23 protein-coding genes are annotated in these 24,294 nt (G+C 71.1%); 16 read left to right on the top strand and 7 right to left on the bottom strand.

Annotation, left to right across the window (positions count from 1 at the left end; genetic code table 11):
• A complete protein-coding gene (locus ACZ69M_RS08645; RefSeq protein ID WP_470047898.1) occupies positions 1–1,179 on the bottom strand; it encodes an ATP-grasp domain-containing protein in 1,179 nt (392 codons plus the stop codon).
• 288 nt (positions 1,180–1,467) lie between these two features.
• Between ACZ69M_RS08645 and ACZ69M_RS08640 the strand changes: the two genes are divergently transcribed.
• Together ACZ69M_RS08640 and ACZ69M_RS08635 are read left to right on the top strand one after the other, a co-directional pair.
• Entirely contained in the window at positions 1,468–2,376 is a 909-nt protein-coding gene (locus ACZ69M_RS08640) for a metallophosphoesterase family protein (RefSeq protein ID WP_470047896.1), read from the top strand.
• Positions 2,324–3,010 (top strand): 4'-phosphopantetheinyl transferase family protein, encoded by a 687-nt coding sequence (locus ACZ69M_RS08635; protein WP_470047894.1) that lies wholly within the window; start codon positions 2,324–2,326, stop codon positions 3,008–3,010. The genes ACZ69M_RS08640 and ACZ69M_RS08635 overlap by 53 nt, the downstream gene beginning before the upstream one ends.
• On the opposite strand, the gene ACZ69M_RS08630 is transcribed toward ACZ69M_RS08635, so the two are convergent.
• Entirely contained in the window at positions 3,007–3,249 is a 243-nt protein-coding gene (locus tag ACZ69M_RS08630) for a hypothetical protein (RefSeq protein ID WP_470047891.1), read from the bottom strand. The genes ACZ69M_RS08635 and ACZ69M_RS08630 overlap by 4 nt on opposite strands.
• Before the next feature lie 239 nt (positions 3,250–3,488).
• On the opposite strand from ACZ69M_RS08630, the gene ACZ69M_RS08625 reads away from it, so the two are divergent.
• On the top strand, positions 3,489–4,532 hold the full coding sequence (locus tag ACZ69M_RS08625) for an alpha/beta fold hydrolase (RefSeq protein WP_470047889.1): 1,044 nt from the start codon (positions 3,489–3,491) through the stop codon (positions 4,530–4,532).
• 64 nt (positions 4,533–4,596) lie between these two features.
• On the opposite strand, the gene ACZ69M_RS08620 is transcribed toward ACZ69M_RS08625, so the two are convergent.
• Genes ACZ69M_RS08620 through ACZ69M_RS08605 form a run of 4 tightly spaced genes read right to left on the bottom strand, consistent with a single transcriptional unit; the run spans position 4,597 to position 8,466 of the window.
• A complete protein-coding gene (locus ACZ69M_RS08620) occupies positions 4,597–6,045 on the bottom strand; it encodes an NAD(P)/FAD-dependent oxidoreductase (RefSeq protein WP_470047887.1) in 1,449 nt (482 codons plus the stop codon).
• Positions 6,029–7,231: an MAB_1171c family putative transporter gene (locus tag ACZ69M_RS08615; RefSeq protein WP_470047885.1), complete on the bottom strand. Its 1,203-nt coding sequence runs from the start codon at positions 7,229–7,231 to the stop codon at positions 6,029–6,031. Before ACZ69M_RS08615 ends, ACZ69M_RS08620 begins: the two co-directional genes overlap by 17 nt.
• Positions 7,232–7,246: 15 nt before the next feature.
• Positions 7,247–7,777: a toxin-antitoxin system, toxin component gene (locus ACZ69M_RS08610; protein ID WP_382175775.1), complete on the bottom strand. Its 531-nt coding sequence runs from the start codon at positions 7,775–7,777 to the stop codon at positions 7,247–7,249.
• A gap of 32 nt (positions 7,778–7,809) precedes the next feature.
• Positions 7,810–8,466 (bottom strand): helix-turn-helix domain-containing protein, encoded by a 657-nt coding sequence (locus tag ACZ69M_RS08605; protein WP_470047883.1) that lies wholly within the window; start codon positions 8,464–8,466, stop codon positions 7,810–7,812.
• Positions 8,467–8,706: 240 nt separating this feature from the next.
• On the opposite strand from ACZ69M_RS08605, the gene ACZ69M_RS08600 reads away from it, so the two are divergent.
• The 13 genes from ACZ69M_RS08600 to ACZ69M_RS08540 all read left to right on the top strand — a co-directional run bounded on the left by ACZ69M_RS08600 (position 8,707) and on the right by ACZ69M_RS08540 (position 23,494).
• Positions 8,707–9,363, top strand: coding sequence for an MmyB family transcriptional regulator (locus ACZ69M_RS08600; RefSeq protein WP_470047881.1), 657 nt, complete (start codon positions 8,707–8,709; stop codon positions 9,361–9,363).
• A 99-nt stretch (positions 9,364–9,462) separates the two neighbouring features.
• Positions 9,463–10,614 (top strand): NAD(P)/FAD-dependent oxidoreductase, encoded by a 1,152-nt coding sequence (locus ACZ69M_RS08595; protein ID WP_470047879.1) that lies wholly within the window; start codon positions 9,463–9,465, stop codon positions 10,612–10,614.
• Complete coding sequence (locus tag ACZ69M_RS08590) at positions 10,611–10,910, top strand: (2Fe-2S)-binding protein (protein ID WP_470047878.1); 300 nt, start codon at positions 10,611–10,613, stop codon at positions 10,908–10,910. The genes ACZ69M_RS08595 and ACZ69M_RS08590 overlap by 4 nt, the downstream gene beginning before the upstream one ends.
• On the top strand, positions 10,900–12,321 hold the full coding sequence (locus ACZ69M_RS08585; protein WP_470047876.1) for an FAD/NAD(P)-dependent oxidoreductase: 1,422 nt from the start codon (positions 10,900–10,902) through the stop codon (positions 12,319–12,321). Before ACZ69M_RS08590 ends, ACZ69M_RS08585 begins: the two co-directional genes overlap by 11 nt.
• A 143-nt stretch (positions 12,322–12,464) precedes the next feature.
• A complete protein-coding gene (locus ACZ69M_RS08580) occupies positions 12,465–13,361 on the top strand; it encodes a dihydrodipicolinate synthase family protein (protein WP_470047874.1) in 897 nt (298 codons plus the stop codon).
• Between the two features lie 58 nt (positions 13,362–13,419).
• A complete protein-coding gene (locus ACZ69M_RS08575) occupies positions 13,420–14,421 on the top strand; it encodes a proline racemase family protein (RefSeq protein WP_470047872.1) in 1,002 nt (333 codons plus the stop codon).
• A 58-nt stretch (positions 14,422–14,479) separates the two neighbouring features.
• On the top strand, positions 14,480–15,175 hold the full coding sequence (locus ACZ69M_RS08570) for a GntR family transcriptional regulator (RefSeq protein ID WP_470047870.1): 696 nt from the start codon (positions 14,480–14,482) through the stop codon (positions 15,173–15,175).
• Between the two features lie 82 nt (positions 15,176–15,257).
• On the top strand, positions 15,258–16,256 hold the full coding sequence (locus ACZ69M_RS08565; RefSeq protein WP_352047660.1) for a LacI family DNA-binding transcriptional regulator: 999 nt from the start codon (positions 15,258–15,260) through the stop codon (positions 16,254–16,256).
• A gap of 158 nt (positions 16,257–16,414) precedes the next feature.
• Positions 16,415–17,764 (top strand): extracellular solute-binding protein, encoded by a 1,350-nt coding sequence (locus ACZ69M_RS08560; protein WP_470047868.1) that lies wholly within the window; start codon positions 16,415–16,417, stop codon positions 17,762–17,764.
• A gap of 8 nt (positions 17,765–17,772) precedes the next feature.
• On the top strand, positions 17,773–18,744 hold the full coding sequence (locus tag ACZ69M_RS08555; RefSeq protein ID WP_470047866.1) for a carbohydrate ABC transporter permease: 972 nt from the start codon (positions 17,773–17,775) through the stop codon (positions 18,742–18,744).
• A complete protein-coding gene (locus ACZ69M_RS08550; protein WP_470047864.1) occupies positions 18,741–19,622 on the top strand; it encodes a carbohydrate ABC transporter permease in 882 nt (293 codons plus the stop codon). The genes ACZ69M_RS08555 and ACZ69M_RS08550 overlap by 4 nt, the downstream gene beginning before the upstream one ends.
• A 30-nt stretch (positions 19,623–19,652) precedes the next feature.
• Positions 19,653–21,245 (top strand): glycoside hydrolase family 13 protein, encoded by a 1,593-nt coding sequence (locus tag ACZ69M_RS08545; RefSeq protein ID WP_470047863.1) that lies wholly within the window; start codon positions 19,653–19,655, stop codon positions 21,243–21,245.
• Positions 21,246–21,340: 95 nt separating this feature from the next.
• Positions 21,341–23,494, top strand: a complete 2,154-nt coding sequence (locus tag ACZ69M_RS08540; protein WP_470047861.1) for a galactose-binding domain-containing protein — start codon at positions 21,341–21,343, stop codon at positions 23,492–23,494.
• Here the strand turns inward: ACZ69M_RS08540 and ACZ69M_RS08535 are convergent.
• Positions 23,466–24,281, bottom strand: a complete 816-nt coding sequence (locus tag ACZ69M_RS08535; RefSeq protein WP_470047859.1) for an ABC transporter ATP-binding protein — start codon at positions 24,279–24,281, stop codon at positions 23,466–23,468. The genes ACZ69M_RS08540 and ACZ69M_RS08535 overlap by 29 nt on opposite strands.
• Positions 24,282–24,294: the final 13 nt, after the last annotated feature.

Here is a 24,294-nt window from a genome sequence, read left to right as displayed (position 1 = left end):
TCAGGCGGGGGCGATGGCTGCCGTGGTCGCGCCGGCGGCCTCGGGCGCATGGGCCGGCGCGGGCTCCGATGCCGGAGCGGCCTCCGTGGCCGGGGCCGGGGCGGGCACGGCGGGCAGGGTGGACGCGGGCGCGTCGGTGCGCTGCTGGGGCAGCGAGACCGGACGCACCGGACGGGGACCCGCGAGCACGGTGTAGTCCTGCCCGAGCAGCGGCGGCACCATCTCGCCCGGCTCCTCGCCGAGCGCCAACCGCACGGCGGCCCACGGGGCGTTGATGCCGCACTGCGAGAGCTGGTGCAGACCGCCCGCCGGGCGGGTGTTGACGTCCATGAGAACCGGGTCGTCACCGAGCATCCGGAACTGAATGTTCGTCAGATAGTGCAGTCCGAACGCCTCCGCGAGCAGCCGCGCGGGCTCGATGAACGAAGGGTGCAGCGTGAAACCGCGACGCCGTCCGTTCTTCGTGCGGCCCACCGCCATACGGACCCGGCCGTCCGGCGCCGTGAGGCAGTCCACGGACACCTCGGGCTGCCCCAGAAGCGGCATGACCAGCCAGTCGACGGGCCCGTCCGCCGACCGCACCGCCTCCACGACCAGGTCCAGCGGCACGTACGGGCTCGGAAATCCATTCAGGTGCGCAAGCGAGAAGGGGGCGCGCGTGATGACGCGGAAGCCCACTCCGCCCGCCCCCGCCGCCGGCTTGAAGCAGGCCTTGTGACCCGCGGCCTCCAGGGTCTCGACCGCGGCGACGAGCTCCTCCTCGGTACGCACCCGCCACCACGGCGGCACCGGCACGCCCACCGCCTGCACCGCCTGATACGCGGTGGCCTTGTCCAGGAAGACGGCCACGGCCTCGGAAGGCGGTGCCAGCAGGGCCGTGCCGAGCGCCGCGAACTCGGCGCGGTGCGCCACGATCGCCGCCTGGTGCAGCACGGGCACGAACACGTCGATGGAGTGGCGCGCGCACTGGTCGAGGGCGTACTCGACGTAGGCGGCGGGGGAGAGGCCCTCCGGCTCCATGGCGGCGGTGTCGGCGGCGGCGAGCACGGGGGAGTCGGGATCGCCGTGGGTGGCATGGATCTCGACCGGGCGGAGCTGCGGATTACTTCGCAGCTGGTCCATGAAGAACACGTTCTCCGCGTACGTGCGGTTGAGCCAGACGCGTACGCGAGAACCCATGCAGGCCGCCTTTCAGGGTTCCGGGCACGGCGGAGCAGGCCGTGCCCGGCCAGGGGAGAGGGAGGAACAGCAAACCGTCATACGCCGAGAAGGGTTCGTGGCGGTTGTGTTGGGGCGATCATAAGGGGCGCGAGCCCGGTGTGACGCTACGGGCGTGTTACGGATTTCCCGACACCCCGGAATCAGGCTCGACGCGCCGGGGCGCGAGGCCCGGCGCGCGGGCCGTCCTTGTCCCGCGGGGACGAATGTGTTCTTGTGTTTCCAGTCCTTTTCTCGGAGGTGGCAAGGGTGCGGTCGACGGCCGGCGGACACGGAAACCTGCTGGCCATCAGCGACCTGCACATCGGGTACGCGGAAAACCGCGCCCTGGTCGAGAAGATGCGCCCGCACACCGACGACGACTGGCTCCTCGTGGCCGGTGACGTCTCGGAGATCGTGGCCGACATCCACTGGGCCCTCGAAACCCTCAGCGGACGCTTCCGCAAGGTCGTCTGGGTGCCCGGCAACCACGAGCTGTGGACCCACCCCAAGGACGCCGTGCAACTGCGAGGCGTCGCCCGCTACGAGCATCTCGTCGCCATGTGCCGGGAGTTGGGTGTCACGACTCCCGAAGACCCCTACCCCGTCTGGGACGGGCCGGGCGGCCCCGCGGTCGTCGCACCGCTCTTCCTGCTCTACGACTACTCGTTCCTGCCGCCGGGTTGCGCGACCAAGGACGAGGGCATGGCGTACGCCGAGGGGACCGGGGTGATCTGTACCGACGAGCACGTCCTGCACCCCGACCCCTACCCGAGCCGCGAGGCCTGGTGCCGGGCCCGGGTCGCCGAGACCGAGCGCAGGCTCGCCGAGCTGCCCGAGGACCTGCCCACCGTCCTGGTCAACCACTACCCGCTGGACCGTCACCCGACCGACATCCTGCGCTACCCCGAGTTCGCCATGTGGTGCGGTACCCGCCTGACCGCCGACTGGCACCGCCGCTTCCGCGCCCAGGTCATGGTCTACGGTCATCTGCACATCCCGCGGACCACCCACCACGAGGGCGTCCGCTTCGAAGAGGTCTCGGTGGGATACCCCCGGGAGTGGCGGCCCCGCCCCGGCCCGCCGGACACCCTGCGCCACGTACTGCCGATGGAGGTCGGAACCGGTGATCGAGGAGCTGCTCCCGGAATCGGTCGTGACCGTGGAGACACACGGTGACGACCAGGACTGGGGCGCGCCGCTGTACCCCGGGGAGCAGGAGCTCGTGGCGCGGTCCGTGGAGAAGCGGCGCCGTGAGTTCGCCGCCGTGCGTGCCTGCGCCCGCCGGGCCATGGAGAAGCTCGGCGTGCCCGCGCAGGCCGTCCTGCGCGGCGAGCACGGGGCGCCCGTCTGGCCCGCCGGGCTGATCGGCAGCATGACGCACTGCGAGGGCTACTGCGCGGCCTCCCTCGTCCGCGCCACCGACCTGGCCTCGCTGGGTATCGACGCCGAACCCCACGAGGAACTCCCCGACGACGTCATCGTCTCCGTGGCCCTGCCCACGGAGAACGACCGGCTGCGTGAGCTGGCGCGGCGGGACGCCTCCGTGCACTGGGACCGGCTGCTGTTCAGCGCCAAGGAGTCCGTCTACAAGGCGTGGTACCCCCTCACCGGAAAGTGGCTGGACTTCTTCGAGGCGGACATCGAACTCTTCGCGGACGAGGGCCCTGCACGCTCCGGCGGCCTGCGCGCCGAACTCCTCGTGCCGGGACCGCTCGTGAACGGGCGACGCATACAGTCCTTCGAAGGCCGCTGGACCGTGCGCCGGGGCCTGCTGGCCACGGCCGTCACCGTCCCGCACACCAGGCCCTAGGCAAGGCGGCCTCCGGGCTCCGGGCACCAGCTGTGCAGCAGCCGGAAGAACTCCTCCTCGTTGCCCGCGAGTCCGGCCGCCTCCAGCGCCCGCTCCGCCTCGGCGAGCGCGGCGGGCGGCACCACGGGTGGTCGACACCCGTCCGGCGGACCGTCGAACGCCGCTCGTACGGTCTGGAGGAGACGCAGATAGGCCTGCACGGCGGCGCGTTCGCGGTCGGTCAGTACGGCGGTCGGCATCGGACGGCTCTCCCCGGGTCGGCTGGTCGAAGCGGTACATGGCGGTACGTGCCTCCAGCTTGCCAACCGCCACTGACAATCCGGTTTCGATGCGTGCAGGTTCGCCCGCTTAGCGGAGGTGAAACATCACGGAAATCCCTTGTGGGACAGGGGCCCTAGGGTGGTGAGAAGAGCCGGGAAGTGCCTTCTCGGCGGCGCGGAAGCCGCCTTCACGGCGGCCCGGAACAGGAGGTGAGCCCGTGGTCGACGTACCGCCTCGGCGTCCGCGGCGCAACCCGCGGCTGCGCTCCGTGGGCGACGCGGAGCTGAGTCTGCGGCACCGCGTCGTGCACGGCTACCGCCGTGCCTACCGCGTGGCCGGTGAGGGCCCCGCGCTCGTCCTGATCCACGGCATCGGCGACTCCTCGGCGACCTGGGCGGACCTGATCCCCGACCTCGCACGCTCCCACACGGTGATCGCGCCCGACCTGCTCGGCCACGGCTCCTCCGACAAGCCGCGCGCCGACTACTCGGTGGCCGCGTACGCCAACGGGGTCCGCGATCTGCTCACCACGCTCGACATCGAGTCCGCCACCCTGGTCGGGCACTCGCTGGGCGGTGGCGTCGCCATGCAGTTCGCCTACCAGTTCCCGGAGCGCACCGAACGGCTGATCCTGGTCAGCGCGGGCGGCGTCGGCGGTGAGGTCAACCCCGTGCTGCGGGCCGTCTCGCTGCCGGGCGCCCACCTCATGCTCTCCGCGCTGCGACTGCCCGGCATGCGCCTCCAAGTCGGCATCTTCCTGCGTCTGATGAGGCTCCTGGACACCGACCTGGGCCAGGACGCACCGGAGTTGCTCAACCTCGTCGACGCGCTGCCCGACGCGATCTCCCGCAGCGCGTTCATCCGCACCCTGCGCGCGGTCGTCGACTGGCGCGGGCAGGCGGTGACCATGCTCGACCGTTGCTATCTGACCGAGGGCATGCCCACGATGCTGCTCTGGGGCGACCGGGACAGCGTGGTGCCGGTGCGGCACGCGTACGGCGCGCACCAGGCCATGCCGGGCAGCCGGCTGGAGATCTTCGAGGGCGCGGGCCACTTCCCCTTCCACAGCGACCCGGCCCGTTTCCTCGACCTTGTCGAGGAGTTCACCAGCACCACCAGCCCGGCCGACTGGAGCCGCGAGCACTGGCGCGAACTGCTGCGCGCGGGCCGCCCCGGCAGCACGGCCGGCCGGCCCGACACCGCCCACAACCGGGCGGTGGAGCGCGACCTGCGCGAGGCGAGCGAACGCAGCGCGACCTGACACCCACCGCCGACGGTGCCCCACCGCCGACGCTGCCCGGCGCCGCTGGGCGCCTGCCCTCCGCTCAGCCCACCGTCGGCGTTCCCGACGGCTCCGGGACGCTCAGGACCGCTTCCCGTTCCTCGGCCGTGAGGGGCGGGGCGGTCAGGGGAGGGCGGCGCGGTCCGCGCAGCACGGCGAAGACGACCTCCGGTCTGACCAGTGCGGACAGGGGCGCGGAGAGGGTGAACACGGCCAGGAACGCCTGAGCGACCAGGGGGCGTCCCGCCGCCGTCCGCAGGAGCCGTTCGACATAGCGCCCCAGCAACTTCCGCGTGGCCCCGGGCTCCTCACCGATCGCGCCCGGGTAGCGGATGTCCGTGCCCGTGGCCAGCTCCCAGGCGATCGTCACCGGAAGGGCCACCGCCCGCTGCACCCGCCGCGCGAGCCCCGGCGCAGCGATCCCGTGCTCGGCGAGCTGACCGCGCAGCGCCAGCGCGCCCTGCGCGGCCACCGTCATGCCGTGCCCGTAGACCGGGTTGTACGTGGCGACGGCGTCGCCGAGCGCGACGAACCCCTCCGGCCAGCCCTTGACCTTCTCGAAGAAGCGCCGCCGGTTGATCGTGCTGCGGCTGACGGCGACGTCCGTCAGCGGCTGCGCGTGCGCGATCAGTTCGCCCACCAGGGGGTGCCGCAGGCCGCGCGCGAACGGCTCGAACTCCTCGACGGAGTCCGTCGGCTGTCCGTCGCGGGTGCCCGAAAGCGTCACCAGCCAGCGCCCGCCCTCGACGGGCACGATGGTCGCGGAGCGGCCCGGCACGGGCTGCGCCGGGTCGGGCTGTACACCGACCACGGGGTAGTCCTCGGTGCCCGCCGGTGCTCGGAAGATCCGGCTGGCGTAGGTGAGTCCGGAGTCGACCTCGTCCAGCGGCGCCGGAGCGACACCCAGCGCGTCGAGCCAGAGGGAGGAGCGTGAGCCGCGTCCCGAGGCGTCCACCACCAGGTCGGCCGGCAGCACCCGTTGCCCGCCGTCGCGCATCCGTACGCGCACGCCCGTCACCCGTGAGGCGTCGCCCTCCAGAGCGAGCAGCTCCGTGCCGTCCACGACGGTCACCCGGTCCTTCGTCGCGATCCGGTCGCGCAGTACCGAGTCGAGCAGATCACGGCTGCACGAGATCATGAACTCCATCTCGGGCCAGCGTCGCAGCCAGCCCTGCGCCGTCAGCGAGACGAATCCGGTGGGCATCGGGATCCTGCGGGCGCCCGCGGCGAGCCAGGCGGCGGTCACCCCCGGCAGCAGCTCCTCCATCGCGCGGGCGCCGCCCGACAGCAGCAGATGGGCGTGCCGGGCCTGCGGGAGGCCCTTGCGCGGCGCGGGCCCGTCCGGCAGGACGTCGCGCTCGACGACGGTGACCTCGGCGTACGGGTCCAGGGCGGCGGCGGCCAGCAGACCGGCCGTCCCCGCGCCGATGACGACGGCCCGACGGGGGGCCGTACCTCTGTCGCCTGCTGCCGCGCTAGCGGGATTGCTCATGGAAGTCGCTCTCTGACCTGGTAGCGGCCCGCCCTCGGACGGCCGCGACGACGGGTGACTGACGCAGGGCCATCGACATCCGTACGAGGTCGCGTGGACCCTCGGCGGAAGCGGCGGGGGCGGCCTCCGCCGCGCTGATGACCGTGCCCTCCGGGTCGGCCGCCCTGGCCCGCACCGCCGCCGTCACCATCGCCGCGTCGGCCTCGGCCTGAGCCTGGGCGGGCTCGGAGCCCGCCGTCACGGCCGCGTCGTAGGCGAGGGAGCGTACCGCGGAGTCGAAGTAGGGGTACAGGCTGAGCATGCCGTCGTGGATGTCGGACTCCCGCTGGGTGACCTGGAGTTCGGCGGAGGACCACCAGGAGATCCGCACCGCGTGGTCCGCGTGCGCCGAGACCGTCCTCAGCTCGCGCCACAGCGGCCCGAGCCTGCGGTACGTCGACCAGGTGGTCCAGCTGTCCCCGATGCGCTGGCAGGCCAGCGGGAGCAGGAAGCCGACCGCGCTGACCTGGGCCCCGACGGAGGCCAGTACAGGAGCCACGTCGGTGCTCAGACCGTCCAGGTTCGCGCCGTTCCAGCGGGCCACGACGGCGATGAACTTGGTCACCGAGTAGGGGACGTTGAAGAGGAAGCCGACCGCGATCGTCAGCAGCCCGGCGCGCAGCCAGCCGTCCACCTGAAGGGCCCAGCGCCAGCACATGACGTTCATCGCGACGCCCGCGACGGTCAGCGCCACGAGGTAGAGGACGATCATCTCGCGGATGAACGGGGTGTTCGCGTAGTAGGTGTCGAGGTCCCGCAGGCGCTCCTCGGGGCAGTCCCCGAGCAGGTAGAGCACGACCAGTGCCACGCTGACGACGCCGTACCCGGTGATCCAGCGGCGGGAGAGCCGGCGGGTGACCTCGGGGGGTCCGCCGCGCCAGTGGATGATCAGCACCAGACAGGACGCGCTGAACACGCTCAGCAGGCAGTAGACCAGGGGCGCCGAGATGTTGGGGATACCGGTGAGGTCGTTGACCTCGGCGATGGTCGGCGGGGCCGCAAAGAGGAACACCAGGCAGGCCAGGGCCAGCAGGACGCCCACCGACCGCAGCAGCGGGTCGCGCCAGCCGCGGATCAGGGTGGGTGCCTTGACGGCGAGGGCGGCGCCCATGGCGACGGCCGGGACGTAGTAGCTGGATCCGTCCATGTCCGGGAAGGCGCCTCAGCCCTGCGGTCCGCGGTACCCCAGGGACGCCTCGATGCGACCGGCCAGACCGTCCCGGCTCACAGGCCCGCGCAGTGGCGAACCGGCCAGCCACGTACGGCACTTGCTGGCGAGCAGCAGACCGAAGCTCTCGGCCTCCTTCTCGTCCGCGAGGTCGAAGCGGGTGCGCGCGGCGACCCTCAGGACGGTCGCCTGCAGATCGGCGGAGTCGCTGAGTAAGCGGGCCGCGACGGCGGCGCCCTCGACGTGGTGACTGCAGTGCCCGGCCTTCATGTGCCACAGTTCGTGGCCGAGGATCACCAACTGGTGGTCGGGGGCGGTGCGTTCCTCGATGACGACGAGGTCCTGGTCGGCCATGTCGAGCCACAGTCCGCTGGCGGTGCCGGGCGGGAACGCGGCCGTACGGAACTGGACGGGACGTCCTCGGCGTCTGCTCATGGCGTCGCACAGGGCGGCGTACAGGTCCCCGGGTTCCGCCGGGGCCGGGAGCGAGAGCTCCGCGACCAGCTCGCCGCACAGGCGGCGCATGTCCCTTCCGATGCCCACAGTTCTCCCCCGGATCACGACTCGGGCCGCTTGACGCTCTCCAAGAGCATGTCCAGCCATTCGGCGACCTTGTCGCGGTGCTGGTCGGTGGGCAACTGCGCGGCTCGCCAGGCGATTCCGCGGACGCCGTGGTCCTGGAGCAGTCGCTCCAGCGGGTCGTCGGCGGCCGCAGCCGCCTCGCGCTCACGGTTGGCGAGCTGTTGCAGCAGCTCCTGCTCCGAGCGCTGCAGGGCGCCCACGAGCGCCTCGGAGTCCTCGGCCGTCAGGAACCCCGCGTGCACCCGGAAGAAGCGCTGGATGGCGTCGCAGTGCTCCATGGTGGGGCGCCGGTCGCCGTTGATGAGGGCGCCCGCCTGTTGACGCGACATTCCGGCGCCGTCGGCGATCTCCTGTTGGGTGTATTTGCGCCCATTGGGCTTGAGCCGGGTGCGGCGCAACAGGTCCAGGCGCTGGAGGAAGCGGGCCTGGAGATCGGGTTCCCCGGCGGGGCGACCGCCCAGCAGGGCCCGCACCACGGGTTGGGGCACGCCGGACTCGGCCGACAGGCGCTGGACGTCGAAAACCTCGGAGTGCTGCACATCGAGCCGGTCGGCGAGTGCGGTGACCCGGGCCACGACGGCCGGCAGCAGAACCGTCGCCGTGGCGCCCGGAACTTCGAAGCCATCCGTCACCGACTGATCTCCTACGTCTCTCTCAGTCTCGCTCAGGTCTCTCAGGTCTCTCTCACACGGGTCAGGGACCAACGGGAGACTAGCCGTTCGCTCGAACTCACATCCAGCTGTCGCCACAACTGTGGCGCGAATCAGCCGTCAACAAGCGCTAAATGCCACGATAGTTGACATGGCTGAGCTCCGGGCAGCAGGATCGGGGCGCCGCGTGAAGGCCGCAGAGGCAAGAGGGGTGACCTCCCGATGGCGTACCAGGCAGGATGGCAGCGGTCCCAGCCGCGACCTGTCCCCGAGAGTCTCGAGGCTCAGGCGTATCTCCAGGACTACGCCGCTCTTCTGGAGGCTGTCGCGTTCCCGTCCGTCGTCTTCGACCACCGCTGGGACGTCGTGTTGTCCAACGCCGCGTTCGAGACACTTTTCGGCGGCGTGGGCCCCCATCCGACCGCCATGCCGGGTGACAACTTCCTCCGGTTCGTCCTGTTTCATCCGGACGCGGCCACGGTCCTCGGCGAGCACGAGTCGAGCTGGTGCCTGCCGATGCTGGCCCACTTCGCCGCGGCGGTGGAGCGGCACGGTCAGGACCGCGGACTCCAGTCGATCCGCCGGGACATCGCTCAGGACCCGATCATGGAGGCCGCCTACCGGCAGGGCCTGCCGCACTGGATCCGCGCCGTCGGCCCGGACGCCGTCGAGCACGACGGCGCCGTACGGCCGCTGGTGCACCCCGATCCCCGCTGGGGCCGCACGGACTGCCGGATCGTCGGCGAGACCCCCAAGGCCCTTCAGGACATGGGGTACACGCGGATGACCCTGGTCCTGCGCGAGGCGCGCCGCACTCCGGCCACGCCGGGCCGCCCCGTTCGGACGGGGCGCGGCGCGGGCCACCTCAGGGTCGTCTGAAGCGCATCGTCCACAGCATGTCGTGACGCCGTCGGACAACGATGTCCGGCGGCTTTTCGCGATGTTCCCAGCCGATGAGGTATGTGACATAGTACTGCCGTGAGCGAGCGGCTGACCTGTGATGTCGTGGTCGTCGGAGCCGGAATGGTCGGCGCGGCCTGCGCGCTGTACGCGGCCCGGGCGGGCCTCGACGTCGCTCTGGTGGACCGCGGCCCGGTGGCCGGCGGGACCACCGGCGCGGGTGAGGGCAATCTGCTCGTCTCCGACAAGGAACCCGGGCCCGAACTCGACCTCGCCCTGCTGTCGGGGCGTCTGTGGGCCGACCTCGCGCAGGAGCTGGGCGAGGCCTTCGAGTACGAGGCCAAAGGGGGCGTCGTCGTGGCCGCCACGCCCGAGGGGCTCACCGCGCTGGAGACCTTCGCGGCGGGACAACGCGCCGCCGGGGTCGAGGCGGTGCCGGTGGCCGCCGACCAACTTCCCATCCTGGAACCCCACTTGGCGCCCGGCCTCGCGGGCGCCGTGCACTACCCCCAGGACACCCAGGTGATGCCGGCGCTCGCCGCGGCACATCTCGTACGGGCCTCGGGGGCGCGGCTGCTGACGGGGCGGACCGTGACCGAGGTGCTGCGCACGGCGGACGGGGCGGTACGCGGCGTGCGGACCGACCGCGGTGACCTCCACACCCCGGTGGTCGTCAACGCGGCCGGCACCTGGGGCGCCGAAGTGGCCGCGCTCGCGGGCGTCTTTCTGCCCGTGCTGCCCCGACGCGGCTTCGTGCTGGTGACCGAACCACTGCCGCGCCGGGTGCGGCACAAGGTGTACGCCGCGGACTACGTCGCCGACGTGGCCAGCGACTCGGCCGCGCTGGGGACCTCACCCGTCGTGGAGGGCACCGCGGCGGGGCCGATCCTGATCGGCGCGAGTCGTGAACGGGTCGGCTTCGACCGGTCGTTCTCGCTGCCGGCCGTACGGGCGCTGGCGGCCGGGGCGACGAGGCTGTTCCCGTTCCTCGCCGACGTACGGGCCCTGCGGACGTACCTGGGTTTCCGGCCGTACATGCCCGACCACCTGCCCGCGATCGGCCCCGATCCAAGGGTGCCGGGGCTCTTCCACGCCTGCGGGCACGAGGGCGCGGGAATCGGCCTCGCCACCGGCACCGGGCGGCTGATCGCGCAGGCCGTCGCGGGCGGGACGCCCGACCTGGACCTCACGCCGTTCCGGCCCGATCGCTTCCCGAAGGAGCCCGGGTGAATCCTCTGGAGCTGGTCGGGGCCGAGCCGGGCCCCGCGTTCACCGTCACCCTGGACGGCCGCGCGATCACGGCCCTGCCCGGGCAGACCGTCGCCGCCGCACTGTGGGCGGCGGGCGTCACCTCCTGGCGCGCCACCCGCGGCGCGGGCCGCCCGCGCGGCGTCTTCTGCGGCATCGGCGTCTGCTTCGACTGCCTGGTGACCGTCAACGACCGCCCCAACCAGCGGGCCTGCCTGGTGCCGGTCCGGGCGGGCGACACGATCCGTACGCAGGAGGGGACCGGCCATGGCGACTGAGCGACCGCACCTCGCGGTGATCGGCGCGGGACCGGCGGGGCTGGCCGCGTCCCTGGCCGCCGCGGCGCACGGTGTCCGGGTCACGCTGATCGACTCGGCGGCCGGAGTGGGCGGCCAGTTCTACCGGCGGCCCCCGGCGGAACTCGGGGCCCGGCGCCCGGAGGCGCTGCACCACAGGTGGCGGACCTGGCGGCGCATCGAGGACGCACTGGCCGCGCGGGTCGAGGCGGGCACGATCAGGCATCTGGCGGACCATCACGTGTGGTGCGTCGAACCCGTGGACTCTGTGGACCCTGTGGAACGTGTGGAACTTGTCGTGCACGCGCTGCTCGGCCCCCTCCAGGAGGAGCCCGTCACCGTCCGCGCCGACGCCGTGCTTCTCGCCACCGGTGGGTACGAGAAGGTGCTGCCGTTCCCGGGCTGGACCCTCCCCGGGGTCGTCACCGCCGGTGGTGCGCAGGCCATGCTGAAGGGCGGGCTCGTCGTCCCCGGACAGCGGGCGGTCGTGGCGGGGACCGGGCCCCTGCTGCTGCCCGTGGCGACCGGGCTCGCCGCGGCGGGGGTCGAGGTCGCCGCCCTCGTCGAGTCCGCCGACCCGAAGGCGTTCCTGCGGCGAGGCGCGGCACTGGCCGCACAGCCCGGGAAGGTCGCCGAGGGGGTGCGGTACGGCGCCCAACTCCTGCGGCACCACGTCAAGTTGCTCCCTCGGCACACCGTCGTCGCGGCACACGGCGAGCAGCGGCTCGACGCCGTGACCGTCGCCGCGCTCGACACCCACGGACGGGTCGGGCCCGGCACCGAACGGCGCATCGCGTGCGACACGCTCGCCGTCGGTCACGGCATGCTGGCGCACCTCGACCTCGCCGAGTCGCTCGGCTGCCGTATCGACGGCCTGAACGTCGCCGTGGACGAGGAGCAGCGCACCGACGTGCCCGGCGTATGGGCCGCGGGCGAGACCACCGGCATCGGTGGCGCGGCACTGTCGCTCGCCGAGGGGCACATCGCGGGACGCTCGGCCGCGGCCCGGCTGACGGGGACGCGGCCCGACCCGCACACGTGGGCGCGCGCCGCCAGGTCCCGCAGGAGAGCGCGGGAGTTCTTCGCCGCGCTCGACACCGTCTACGCGCCGCCCGCGCACTGGACGGAACAGGTCACCGACGACACCGTCGTGTGCCGCTGCGAGGAGGTCACCGCAGGCGCGGTCAGGAACGCCGTCGACGGACTCGGCGCGGGCGACGTACGGACCGTGAAGCTGCTCACCCGCGCGGGGATGGGCTGGTGCCAGGGCCGGATGTGCGAGCCAGCCGTCGCCGGACTCGCCGGATGCGAACAGACGCCCGCGCGGCGGTTGCTGGCGCGCCCGGTACCGCTCGGGGTGCTGGCGAGGGCCGGGGATCCCGAGGACGGCTGATCACCTGCGTACACCCCGCCCCGCCCCACCGCGACCGATCGTCAGTGAAATGTCACACACCACGGATCGCACCACGGATCGCACCACGGATCGCACCACGGAACACACACCACGGATCACACACCACGGAGAGGGAACCGCTCATGACCGCCACCGAGAACCGTCCCTGGCGCGGCGTCCTCGTCGCCACCGCGCTCCCGCTGAACGACGACCTCTCCGTCGACTACGACCGCTACGCGCAGCACTGCGCCTGGCTCGTCGAGAACGGCTGCGACGGGGTCGTACCGAACGGCTCGCTCGGCGAGTACCAGGTGCTCACGCCCGAGGAGCGCGCGAAGGTCGTCGAGACGGCGGTGTCGGCGATCGGCGGCTCCCGCGTGATGCCCGGCGTCGCCGCCTACGGCTCCGCCGAGGCCCGCCGCTGGGCCGAGCAGGCCCGCGACGCCGGCTGCCGGTCCGTGATGCTGCTGCCGCCGAACGCCTACCGCGCCGACGAGCGTTCCGTCCTCGCCCACTACGAGGCGGTCGCCGAGGCGGGCGTCCCGGTCGTCGCGTACAACAACCCCATCGACACCAAGGTCGACCTGGTGCCCGAGCTGCTCGCGAAGCTGCACGCGGAGGGGTACATCCACGGCGTCAAGGAGTTCTCCGGCGATGTCCGCCGCGCCTACCGGATCGCCGAACTCGCGCCCGAGCTGGACCTGTTGATCGGCGCCGACGACGTTCTGCTGGAGCTGGCCGTCGCGGGTGCCAAGGGCTGGGTGGCCGGCTACCCGAACGCGCTGCCGGCCGCGAGCGTCGAGCTGTACCACGCGGCCGTCGGGGGCGACCTCGACACGGCACGGCTGCTCTACCGCCGGCTGCACCCGCTGCTGCGCTGGGACTCCCAGGTCGAGTTCGTCCAGGCCATCAAGCTGTCCATGGACGTCGTGGGCCGACACGGCGGGCGGGTGCGTCCACCGCGCGTCCCGCTGCTGCCCGAGCAGGAGGCCACGGTCCGCGCCGCCACCGAGAAGGCCCTCGCCGCCGGCCTCGTCTGAGCGCCGCTCCTCGATCGGGCCGCCCCCCCCCGCGAACAGCAGGAGTTACGGAGATCCCATGCGCAGCAAACTCGTCCTGCACGCCGTCGACTCGCACACCGAGGGCATGCCCACCCGGGTGATCACCGGCGGTATCGGGACCATCCCCGGCGCGACCATGAACGAGCGGCGGCTGTACTTCCGCGAGCACCGCGACGACATCAAGCAGCTTCTGATGAACGAGCCGCGCGGGCACTCCGCGATGAGCGGCGCCATCCTCCAGCCGCCGACCCGCCCGGACTGCGACTACGGCGTCCTCTACATCGAGGTGTCGGGCTACCTCCCGATGTGCGGGCACGGCACCATCGGCGTGGCGACCGTCCTGGTGGAGACGGGCATGGTCGAGGTCGTCGAGCCGGTCACCACGATCCGGCTCGACACCCCGGCGGGCCTCGTCGTCGCCGAGGTCGCGGTCGAGGACGGCGCCGCCCGCGCGGTCACGCTCCAGAACGTGCCGTCCTTCTCGGCGGGCCTCGACCGCAAGGCCACCCTGCCCGACGGCCGGACGGTGACGTACGACCTCGCGTACGGCGGCAACTTCTACGCCATCCTGCCGCTGGAGCGGTTCGGCCTGTCCTTCGACCGCTCGCGAAAGGAGGAGATCCTCGCCGCCGGACTGTCGCTGATGGCGGCCGTCAACGCCGAGGACGAGCCGGTCCACCCCGAGGACCCGTCCATTCGTGGCTGCCACCACGTCCACCTGTACGCGCCCGGCGCCACCGCCCGTCACTCGCGCCACGCCATGGCGATCCATCCCGGCTGGTTCGACCGCTCGCCCTGCGGTACGGGCACCAGCGCGCGCATGGCGCAACTGCACGCCCGCGGTGAACTCCCCCTGCACACGGAGTTCGTGAACGAGTCCTTCATCGGGACGCAGTTCACGGGACGACTGCTCGGCACGACTGAGGTCGCCGGAATCCCGGCGGTGCTGCCCAGCTTCACCGGCCGCGCCTGGATCACCGGCACCGCCCAGTACCTCCTGGACCCGACCGACCCCTTCCCGGCGGGTTTCGTGCTCTAGCGATACTGATGTCACGTGACATTGCACAAACCCGCCCTGCCGTACGAGGAGTCGACCCATGCCCGCCACGCGCAGCAGCGCACCCTCCGCCGCTCCCGCCGCCCTGCCCGTCCTCGGCGGCAAGAAGAGCAGCTACCGCGAGCGCGTCGCCGACGCCCTGCGGGCCGCGCTGATCGCGGGGGAACTGCGGGCGGGCGAGGTGTACTCCGCGCCGACGCTCGCCGCCCGCTTCGGCGTCTCGGCGACACCGGTACGCGAGGCCATGCTCGACCTCGCCAAGGAGGGCCTCGTCGACACGGTGCCCAACAAGGGTTTCCGTGTCACCGCGGTCTCCGAGAAGCAGCTCGACGAGTACACCCACATCCGCTCGCTGATCGAGATCCCCACCACCGTGCAGCTGGCCACCACCGCGGACGCGGTCTCCCTGGAGGCGCTGCGCCCGGCCGCCCGGGAGATCGTGACCGCGGCGGCGGCCGGTGACCTCATCGCCTACGTCGAGGCGGACATCCGCTTCCACCTCGGTCTGCTCGCCCTCGCGGGCAACGCGCACCTGGTCGAGGTCGTCGGCGACCTCCGCAAGCGCTCGCGCCTGTACGGCCTCAACGCCCTGGTCGAGGCGGGCCGCCTCCAGGACTCCGCCGAGGAGCACCTCGAACTCCTGGACGCCCTCGTGGACCGCGACCCCGAGGCCGTACGGAGGGTGATGAGCCGGCACCTGGGCCATGTCCGTGGCCTGTGGGCGGCCCAGGCCTGATCCAGACGACAGGCCCTGGGTCCCACCGGACCAAGTGAGGGTTACGCAAGCGGCTTGCATTTCTTGCGCTATTCTTGCGCGCATGACGCGACGACTTGCTCAGGTGGCGAAAAAGGTCGGGGTCAGCGAGGCCACGGTCAGCCGGGTGCTCAACGGGAAGCCCGGCGTCTCCGACTCCACCCGGCAGGCGGTGCTCTCGGCGCTGGACGTGCTCGGCTACGAGCGGCCCACCCAACTGCGCGGTGAACGCGCGCGGCTCGTGGGGCTCGTCCTGCCCGAGCTGCAGAACCCGATCTTCCCGGCGTTCGCCGAAGTGATCGGCGGGGCGCTCGCACAGCTCGGGCTGACGCCGGTGCTCTGCACCCAGACCAAGGGCGGCGTCTCCGAGGCGGACTATGTGGAGCTGCTGCTCCAACAGCAGGTCTCCGGCGTGGTGTTCGCGGGCGGACTGTACGCGCAGGCCGACGCGCCGCACGAGCACTACCGGCAGCTCGCGGACCGCAACATCCCGGTGGTGCTGGTCAACGCGGCCATCGAGCACCTCGGCTTCCCGGGCGTCTCCTGCGACGACGCCGTGGCGGTCGAGCAGGCCTGGCGCCACCTCGTCTCGCTCGGTCACGAGCGCATCGGTCTGGTCCTCGGGCCCGCCGACCACATGCCCTCGGCGCGGAAGCTGGCGGCGGCCCGTGCGCTCGCCCCCGAGCTGCCCGACGCGCACATCGCGCGGGCCATGTTCTCGATCGAGGGCGGCCACGCGGCGGCGGCCCGGCTCATCGACCGCGGGGTCACCGGTTTCATCTGCGCCAGCGACCCGCTCGCCCTCGGTGTCGTACGTGCCGCCCGCCGCAAGGGACTCGGCGTGCCCGCACAGGTGTCCGTCGTCGGCTACGACGACTCCGCGCTGATGAACTGCACCGAGCCGCCCCTGACCACCGTCCGCCAGCCCATCGAGTCGATGGGCCGGGCGGCCGTCGAACTGCTCAACGCCCAGATCGGCGGGAGCAGCGTCACCGCCGAAGAGCTCTTGTTCGAACCGGAGTTGGTGGTCCGGGGGTCCACCGCGCAAGCGCCCCGCCCCTGAGATCCACTCCACTGTCAAATAATTCCAGATTCTGCGCGACATCTTGCGGACCCTTGTCGCCGGTGCTTGAGTGTGCGGCGCCAGCACACGGCGGTGCGCCAGCTCAAGGTGGTGCGCCCCCGTGGGCCTTCCTCGCTCCTGCCCAAAGGGGTCCACCGATGAGAAGTACCGGGTTCCGCCGTACCTTCGTCGTGCTCACGGCGTCCGCCCTCGCGCTCACCGCCACCGCCTGCGGTGGCAGCGACGACGGCTCCGCGGGTGGCAAGACCCGCATCACGGTCAACTGCATGCCTCCGAAGAGCGCCAAGGTCGACCGCTCGTTCTTCGAGGCCGACATCAAGGCGTTCGAGAAGCAGAACCCGGACATCGACGTCGTCGCGCACGACGCGTTCCCCTGTCAGGACCCCAAGACGTTCGACGCCAAGCTCGCCGGCGGTCAGATGGAGGACGTCTTCTACACGTACTTCACCGACTCCAAGCACGTCGTCGACGTCAACCAGGCCGCCGACATCACGTCGTACGTCAAGGACCTCAAGAGCTACGGCACCATCCAGCAGCAACTGCGCGACATCTACACCGTCGACGGCAAGATCTACGGAGTGCCGCGCACCGGCTACTCGATGGGACTCATCTACAACCGCCAGCTTTTCCAGAAGGCCGGTCTCGACCCCGACAAGCCCCCGGCGACCTGGGAAGAAGTGCGCGCGGACGCCAAGAAGATAGCCGCGCTCGGCGGCGGCACCGTCGGCTACGCCGACTACAGCGCCCAGAACCAGGGCGGCTGGCACTTCACCGCCGAGATGTACTCGCAGGGCGGTGACGTCGTCACGCCGGACGGCAAGAAGGCCAGTGTCGACACCCCGGAGGGCAAGGCGGTCCTGCAGAACCTGCACGACATGCGCTGGAGCGACAACTCCATGGGCAGCAAGCAGCTCCTCGTCATCAACGACGTCCAGCAGCTGATGGGCTCCGGCAAGCTCGGCATGTACCTCTCCGCGCCCGACAACATCCCGATCCTCGTCAAGGAGAAGGGCGGCAGCTACGACGACCTCGCCCTCGCGCCCATGCCCGGCGGCAAGGGCACACTCATCGGCGGCGACGGCTACATGTTCAACAAGAAGGACAGCCCCGAGCAGATCAAGGCCGGCCTGAAGTGGCTCGACCACATGTTCCTCACCCCCGGAAAGGGCTTCCTCGGCGACTACGCCCGCGCCAAGCAGAACAACGCCCCTGTCGGCCTGCCCGAGCCGCGGCTGTTCACCGGCGCCGCCGACGCAAAGGACCAGCAGGTCAAGAAGGCCAACGCCAATGTGCCCGTGGAGAACTACCAGGCCTTCCTGGACGGCAACCAGAGCCTGCAGATGAAGATCGAGCCGCCCCAGGCCCAGCAGATCTACTCGGTCCTCGACGGAGCCGTCTCCGCGGTCCTCACCAAGAAGGACGCGAACATCGACCAGCTCCTGAAGGACGCCTCAGGGAAGATCGACTCCATCCTGGCCCGGGGCTGACCAGGCATATGAAGACCGCATCGAAGCCCGTGGTGCTCCCTCCGGCCGCCGTCGGCGCGCCGGAGGTACCGCGGTCGGCCGGGCGCCGGGCGAGGGGCCCGTGGCGCCGGCGCCTGGCCGACCAGTCCCGCGCGTACGCCTTCCTCGTCGGCGGCCTGCTCTGCTTCGCGCTGTTCTCCTGGTACCCCGCGATCCGCGCGGTCGTGATCGCCTTCCAGAAGTACACGCCGGGCTCATCGCCCCAGTGGGTCGGCACCGCCAACTTCACCCGTGTCTTCCACGACCCGGAGTTCACCGCGGCCTGGCGCAACACGTTCACCTTCACGCTCCTCGCCCTGCTCATCGGCTTCGCCGTCCCGTTCGTGATGGCCCTGGTCCTCAACGAACTCCGGCACGCGAAGGCCTTCTTCAGGGTCGTGGTGTACCTCCCGGTGATGATCCCGCCGGTGGTCAGCGCCCTGCTGTGGAAGTGGTTCTACGATCCCGGAGCGGGCCTCGCCAACGAGGCGCTGCGCTTTCTGCACCTGCCCACCTCGAACTGGTCCAACGGCGCCGACACCGCGCTCGTCTCCCTGGTCGTCGTGGCGACCTGGGCCAACATGGGCGGCACGGTCCTGATCTACCTGGCCGCGCTCCAGGGCATCCCGGGGGAGCTGTACGAGGCGGCGGAACTGGACGGCGCGAACATCCTCCAGCGCATCCGGCACGTGACGATCCCGCAGACCCGGTTCATCGTCCTCATGCTGATGCTGCTTCAGATCATCGCCACGATGCAGGTCTTCACCGAACCGTTCGTCATCACCGGCGGCGGCCCCGAGAACGCCACGGTCACCGTCCTCTACCTCATCTACAAGTACGCGTTCCTCTACAACGACTTCGGCGGCGCGTGCGCGCTGAGCGTCATGCTCCTCGTGCTGCTCGGCCTGTTCTCCGCGGTCTATCTGCGGCTGACCCGCTCGTCGGGGGAGGAGTACGCATGAGCAGCGGCACCCGCACCCTGGTCTCCCCGTTCACCCTCGCCCGCCCCCGCGGCAAGGCCCTCTACTGGACCGTCTTCACGGCCGTCGTCCTGCTCTTCGCGCTCGCCTTCCTCTTCCCGGTCTACTGGATGGTGACCGGCGCGATGAAGTCCCCGGACGAGGTGACACGGACCCCGCCGACCCTCGTGCCCAAGGCATGGCACCTCAGCGGCTACACCGACGCCTGGGACCTGATGGACCTGCCCACCCACCTGTGGAACACGGTGGTGCAGGCCGCCGGCGCCTGGCTGCTCCAGCTCGTCTTCTGCACGGCCGCCGCGTACGCCCTCTCCAAGCTGAAGCCGGCGTTCGGCAAGGTGTTTCTCGGCGGCATCCTCGCCACCCTGATGGTCCCGGCGCAGGCGCTGGTCGTGCCGAAGTACCTGACCGTCGCCGACCTCCCGCTGATCCACACCAGCCTGCTCAACGACCCGCTCGGCATCTGGCTGCCCGCCGTGGCCAACGCCTTCAACCTCTATCTCCTCAAGCGCTTCTTCGACCAGATCCCGCGCGATGCCCTGGAGGCCGCCGAGATCGACGGCGCCGGACGGCTGCGCACCCTCTGGTCCATCGTGCTCCCCATGTCCCGCCCCGTCCTGGGCGTCGTGTCGATCTTCGCCCTGGTCGCCGTCTGGCAGGACTTCCTCTGGCCGTTGATGGTCTTCTCCGACACCGACAAGCAGCCGATCAGCGTGGCCCTCGTCCAGCTGTCGCAGAACATCCAGCTGACCGTGCTCATCGCCGCGATGGTGATCGCCAGTATCCCCATGGTCCTGATGTTCCTGGTGTTCCAGCGGCACATCATCGCCGGGATCAGCGCCGGCAGCACGAAGGGCTGACACCGACCCCGCAACAGAAAGGCAGGCACCGTGGGACAGCCCACCCATGCCCAGAACTGGTGGCGCTCCGCCGTCATCTACCAGGTGTACGTCCGCAGCTTCGCGGACGGCGACGGCGACGGCACCGGCGACCTCGCGGGCGTCCGCGCCAGACTCCCGTATCTCGCCGAACTCGGTGTGGACGCCCTGTGGTTCAACCCCTGGTACCTGTCCCCGATGAAGGACGGCGGCTACGACGTCGCCGACTACCGGGTCATCGACCCGGCCTTCGGGACGCTCGCCGAGGCGGAGAAGCTCATCGCCGAGGCGAAGGAGCTGGGCATCCGCACCCTCGTCGACATCGTGCCCAACCACGTCTCCGACCAGCACCCCTGGTTCCGGGCCGCTTTGGCCGGAGGGCCCGAACGCGAACTCTTCCACTTCCGTCCCGGACGCGGCGAACACGGTGAACTCCCGCCCAACGACTGGCCGTCCCAGTTCGCAGGCTCCGCCGAGCCCGTCTGGACCCGGCTGCCCGACGGCACCTGGTACCTCCACCTGTTCACCCCCGAGCAGCCCGACCTCAACTGGGCGCACCCCGCCGTCCGCCAGGAACACGAGGAGATCCTGCGGTTCTGGTTCGAGCGCGGCGTGTCGGGCGTCCGCATCGACTCGGCCGCCCTGCTCGCCAAGGACCCGGATCTCCCCGACTTCGTCGAGGGCCGCGACCCGCATCCGTACGTCGACCGCGACGAACTCCACGACATCTACCGCTCCTGGCGCACCGTCGCCGACGCCTACGACGGCATCTTCGTCGGCGAGGTCTGGCTCCCCGACACCGAGCGCTTCGCCCGTTATCTGCGCCCCGACGAGCTGCACACCGCTTTCAACTTCTCCTTCCTGTCCTGCCCCTGGGACGCGGCACGCCTGCGGACGTCCATCGACGAGACCCTCGCCGAACACGCCCCGGTCGGCGCGCCCGCCACCTGGGTGCTGTGCAACCACGACGTGACCCGTACGGTCACCCGCTACGGCCGCGCCGACACCGGCTTCGACTTCGCCACGAAGGCCTTCGGCACCCCGACCGACCTCGCTCTCGGCACCCGCCGGGCCCGCGCCGGGGCCCTGCTCTCCCTCGCCCTGCCCGGCGCCGTCTACCTCTACCAGGGCGAGGAACTGGGCCTGCCCGAGGCCGAGATACCCCGCGACCGCATCCAGGACCCGATGCACTTCCGCTCCGGCGGCACCGACCCGGGCCGGGACGGCTGCCGGGTCCCGCTCCCGTGGGCGGCCGACGCGCCGTACGCGGGCTTCGGCGGCGAGCCCTGGCTGCCCCAGCCGAGCGGCTGGTCCGCGTACGCCGCCGACCTCCAGGCCGCCGACCCCGGCTCGATGCTCTCCCTCTACCGCGCGGCCGTGACGATCAGGCCGGAGTTCGGCGACGGCCCGCTCACCTGGCTGCCCACGCCCGAAGGCGTACTCGCCTTCGCCCGGACCGGGCAGGAGGGGCGGCTGCTGTGCGTCGTGAACCTCGCCGACGCCCCCGCCGACCTCCCCGTCCACTCCCGACTCCTGCTCGGCAGCGGTCCCCTGGACCCACAGGGGCGACTGCCGAAGGACACGGCGGTCTGGCTGCGCGGCTGAGACCGTGTCGACAGCGCCGACCGCATACCGCTATCCCCGCACCCCCACCACGAAGGGATCAGCACATGCACAACAGCTTCAGATCCTTCAGGCGCATGCCAACCTTTGCCACCGTCACCGCCACCACCGTCGCCCTGGCGGCCGGCATGCTGGTGATGACCGCACCCGCCGCACACGCGGCCGTCGGTGCCGACCTGCCCTTCACCTCGGTCGAGGCGGAGTCCGCCACGACCACCGGCGCGAAGATCGGGCCCGACTACACCCAGGGCACCCTCGCCTCGGAGGCGTCCGGACGGCAGGCGGTACGGCTGACCGGGGGCCAGCGCGTCGAGTTCACCGTGCCGCGCGCGGCCAACGCGGTGAACGTGTCCTACAACGTTCCCGACGGGCAGTCCGGCACCCTCGACGTCTACGTCAACGGCCAGAAGCTCGCCAGAACACTCGCCGTCACCTCCAAGTACTCCTACGTCGACACGAGTTGGATCGCCGGCGCGAAGACCCACCACTTCTTCGACAACGCCCGCCTGCTGCTCGGGCAGAACGTGCAGCCGGGCGACAAGGTGGCCTTGCAGGCGACGTCCACCCAGGTCACCGTGGACCTGGCCGACTTCGAGCAGGTGGCCGCCGCCGCGACGCGCCCCGCCGGATCGGTGTCCGTCACCGACAAGGGCGCGGACCCCGGCGGCCAGGGCGACTCGACCCAGGCGTTCCGGGACGCGATCTCGGCCGCGCAAGGGGGAGTGGTGTGGATCCCGCCGGGCGACTACCGCGTCACCTCCTCGCTGAACGGCGTCCAGAACGTCACCCTCCAGGGCGCCGGCAACTGGTACTCCGTCGTCCACACCTCGCGCTTCATCGACCAGACCAGCTCGTCCGGAGGCGTCCACCTCAAGGACTTCGCCGTCATCGGTGAGGTCACCGAGCGTGTCGACTCCAACCCGGACAACTTCGTCAACGGCTCCCTGGGCCCGAACTCCAGCGTCTCCGGAATGTGGCTCCAGCACCTCAAGGTCGGGCTCTGGCTGACCGGCAACAACGACAACCTCGTCGTCGAGGACAACCGCATCCTCGACACCACCGCCGACGGCCTCAACCTCAACGGCAACGCGCGCGGGGTCCGGGTGCGGGGCAACTTCCTGCGCAACAACGGTGACGACGCCCTCGCCATGTGGTCGCTGTACTCGCCCGACACCAACAGCAGCTTCGAGAACAACACCATCTCGCAGCCGAACCTCGCCAACGGCATCGCGATCTACGGCGGCACCGACCTCGCGGTGACGAACAACCTGGTCGCCGACACCAACGCCCTCGGCAGCGGCATCGCGATCTCCAACCAGAAGTTCCTCGACCCCTTCTCCCCGCTCGCGGGCACGATCACGGTCTCCGGGAACACCCTCGTGCGCGCGGGCGCGATGAACCCCAACTGGAACCACCCGATGGGTGCGCTGCGCGTCGACTCCTACGACAGCGCCATCGAGGCGACCGTCAACATCACCGGTACGACGATCACCGACAGTCCCTACAGTGCCTTCGAGTTCGTGTCGGGCGGCGGCCACGGCTACGCGACCAAGAACATCACGGTGGACGGCGCGACAGTCAGGAACACCGGCACGGTCGTCGTCCAGGCCGAGTCGCAGGGCGCGGCCAGGTTCAGCAATGTGCAGGCCACGGGAGTCGGCGCGGCGGGCATCTACAACTGCCCCTACCCGAACGGTTCCGGCGCCTTCACGCTCACCAACGGCGGCGGCAACTCCGGCTGGGACACCACCTGGGCGGACTGCTCCACCTGGCCCCAGCCCGGCGCCGGGAACCCGGACCCCGATCCGGCGCGAAACCTCGCCAAGGGCCGCCCGGCCACCGCCACCGGATCGCAGGACGTCTACACCCCCGGCAAGGCGGTCGACGGCGACGCGAACAGCTACTGGGAGTCCACCAACAACGCCTTCCCGCAGGCCTGGACGGTGGACCTCGGCTCGAACCAGCCCGCCCGCCGCCTCGTACTGAAGCTGCCGCCCGCCGCGGTCTGGCAGGCGCGCACCCAGACCCTGTCGGTCCTGGGCAGCACGGACGGCTCTGCGTACTCGACGGTCGTCGCCTCCAAGGACTACCGCTTCGACCCGGCCACCGGGAACACGGTGACGCTCCCCCTGCCCAGCGGCACGAACCTGCGCTACCTCCGGCTCAATGTCACCGCCAACACCGGCTGGCCCGCGGCCCAGTTCAGCGAGGTGGAGGCGTATCTGTCCTGAGACCGAAGGCCGCCCCGCGCTTCGCCGCCTGGATCTGCTCGTACACATGGGTCCGCAGCTCGGCGAAGCGCGGGGCGACCCGGGTGTGCAACTGGTCCCGCTCGTCCGGGAGATCGACCTTCAGCTGCTCCTGTACGACGGTGGGTGAGGCGGAGAGGATCAGGACCCGTTCGCCGAGGTAGACGGCCTCGTCGATGTCGTGCGTGACGAAGAGGATCGTGATGCCGCGTTCCCGCCACAGGCCCCGCACCAGGTCCTCCAGATCGGCCCGGGTCTGCGCGTCGACCGCCGCGAACGGCTCGTCCATCAGCAGGACGTCGGGCTCGTACGCGAGCGCGCGGGCGATCGCGACGCGCTGCTGCATCCCGCCGGACAACTGCCACGGGTAGGCCCCGGCGGCATCCGTGAGCCCGACCGACTCCAACGCGTCCGTGACCAGCTCCCGGCGCCGTGCCTTGCTCAACGGCTTCTGTCTCAGGGGCAGTTCGACGTTCTCCTGGACCCGCATCCAGGGGAACAGGCTACGTCCGTACTCCTGGAACACGAACGCCATCCCCGGCGGCGGACCGCTCACCGGGCGGTCGTTCAGCCGTACCTCGCCCGCCGTCGGCGTCAGCAGCCCGCCCATGCACTTCAGGAGCGTGGTCTTGCCGCATCCCGACGGGCCGACCAGACAGACGAGTTCGCCCGCCTCGACGGTGAAGGTGAGGTTGCGCACCGCCTCCACCTGGCGGCCGGAACCCTCGTAGACCTTGTTCAGACCGGATACGACAAGAGACGCGTGCATGGACCGCCCTTTC

It is taken from the genome of Streptomyces sp. NPDC107454 (assembly GCF_055582885.1).
The sequence above is the reverse complement of the archived record's forward strand: the minus strand, read 5'-3'. Positions and strand labels throughout refer to the sequence as shown.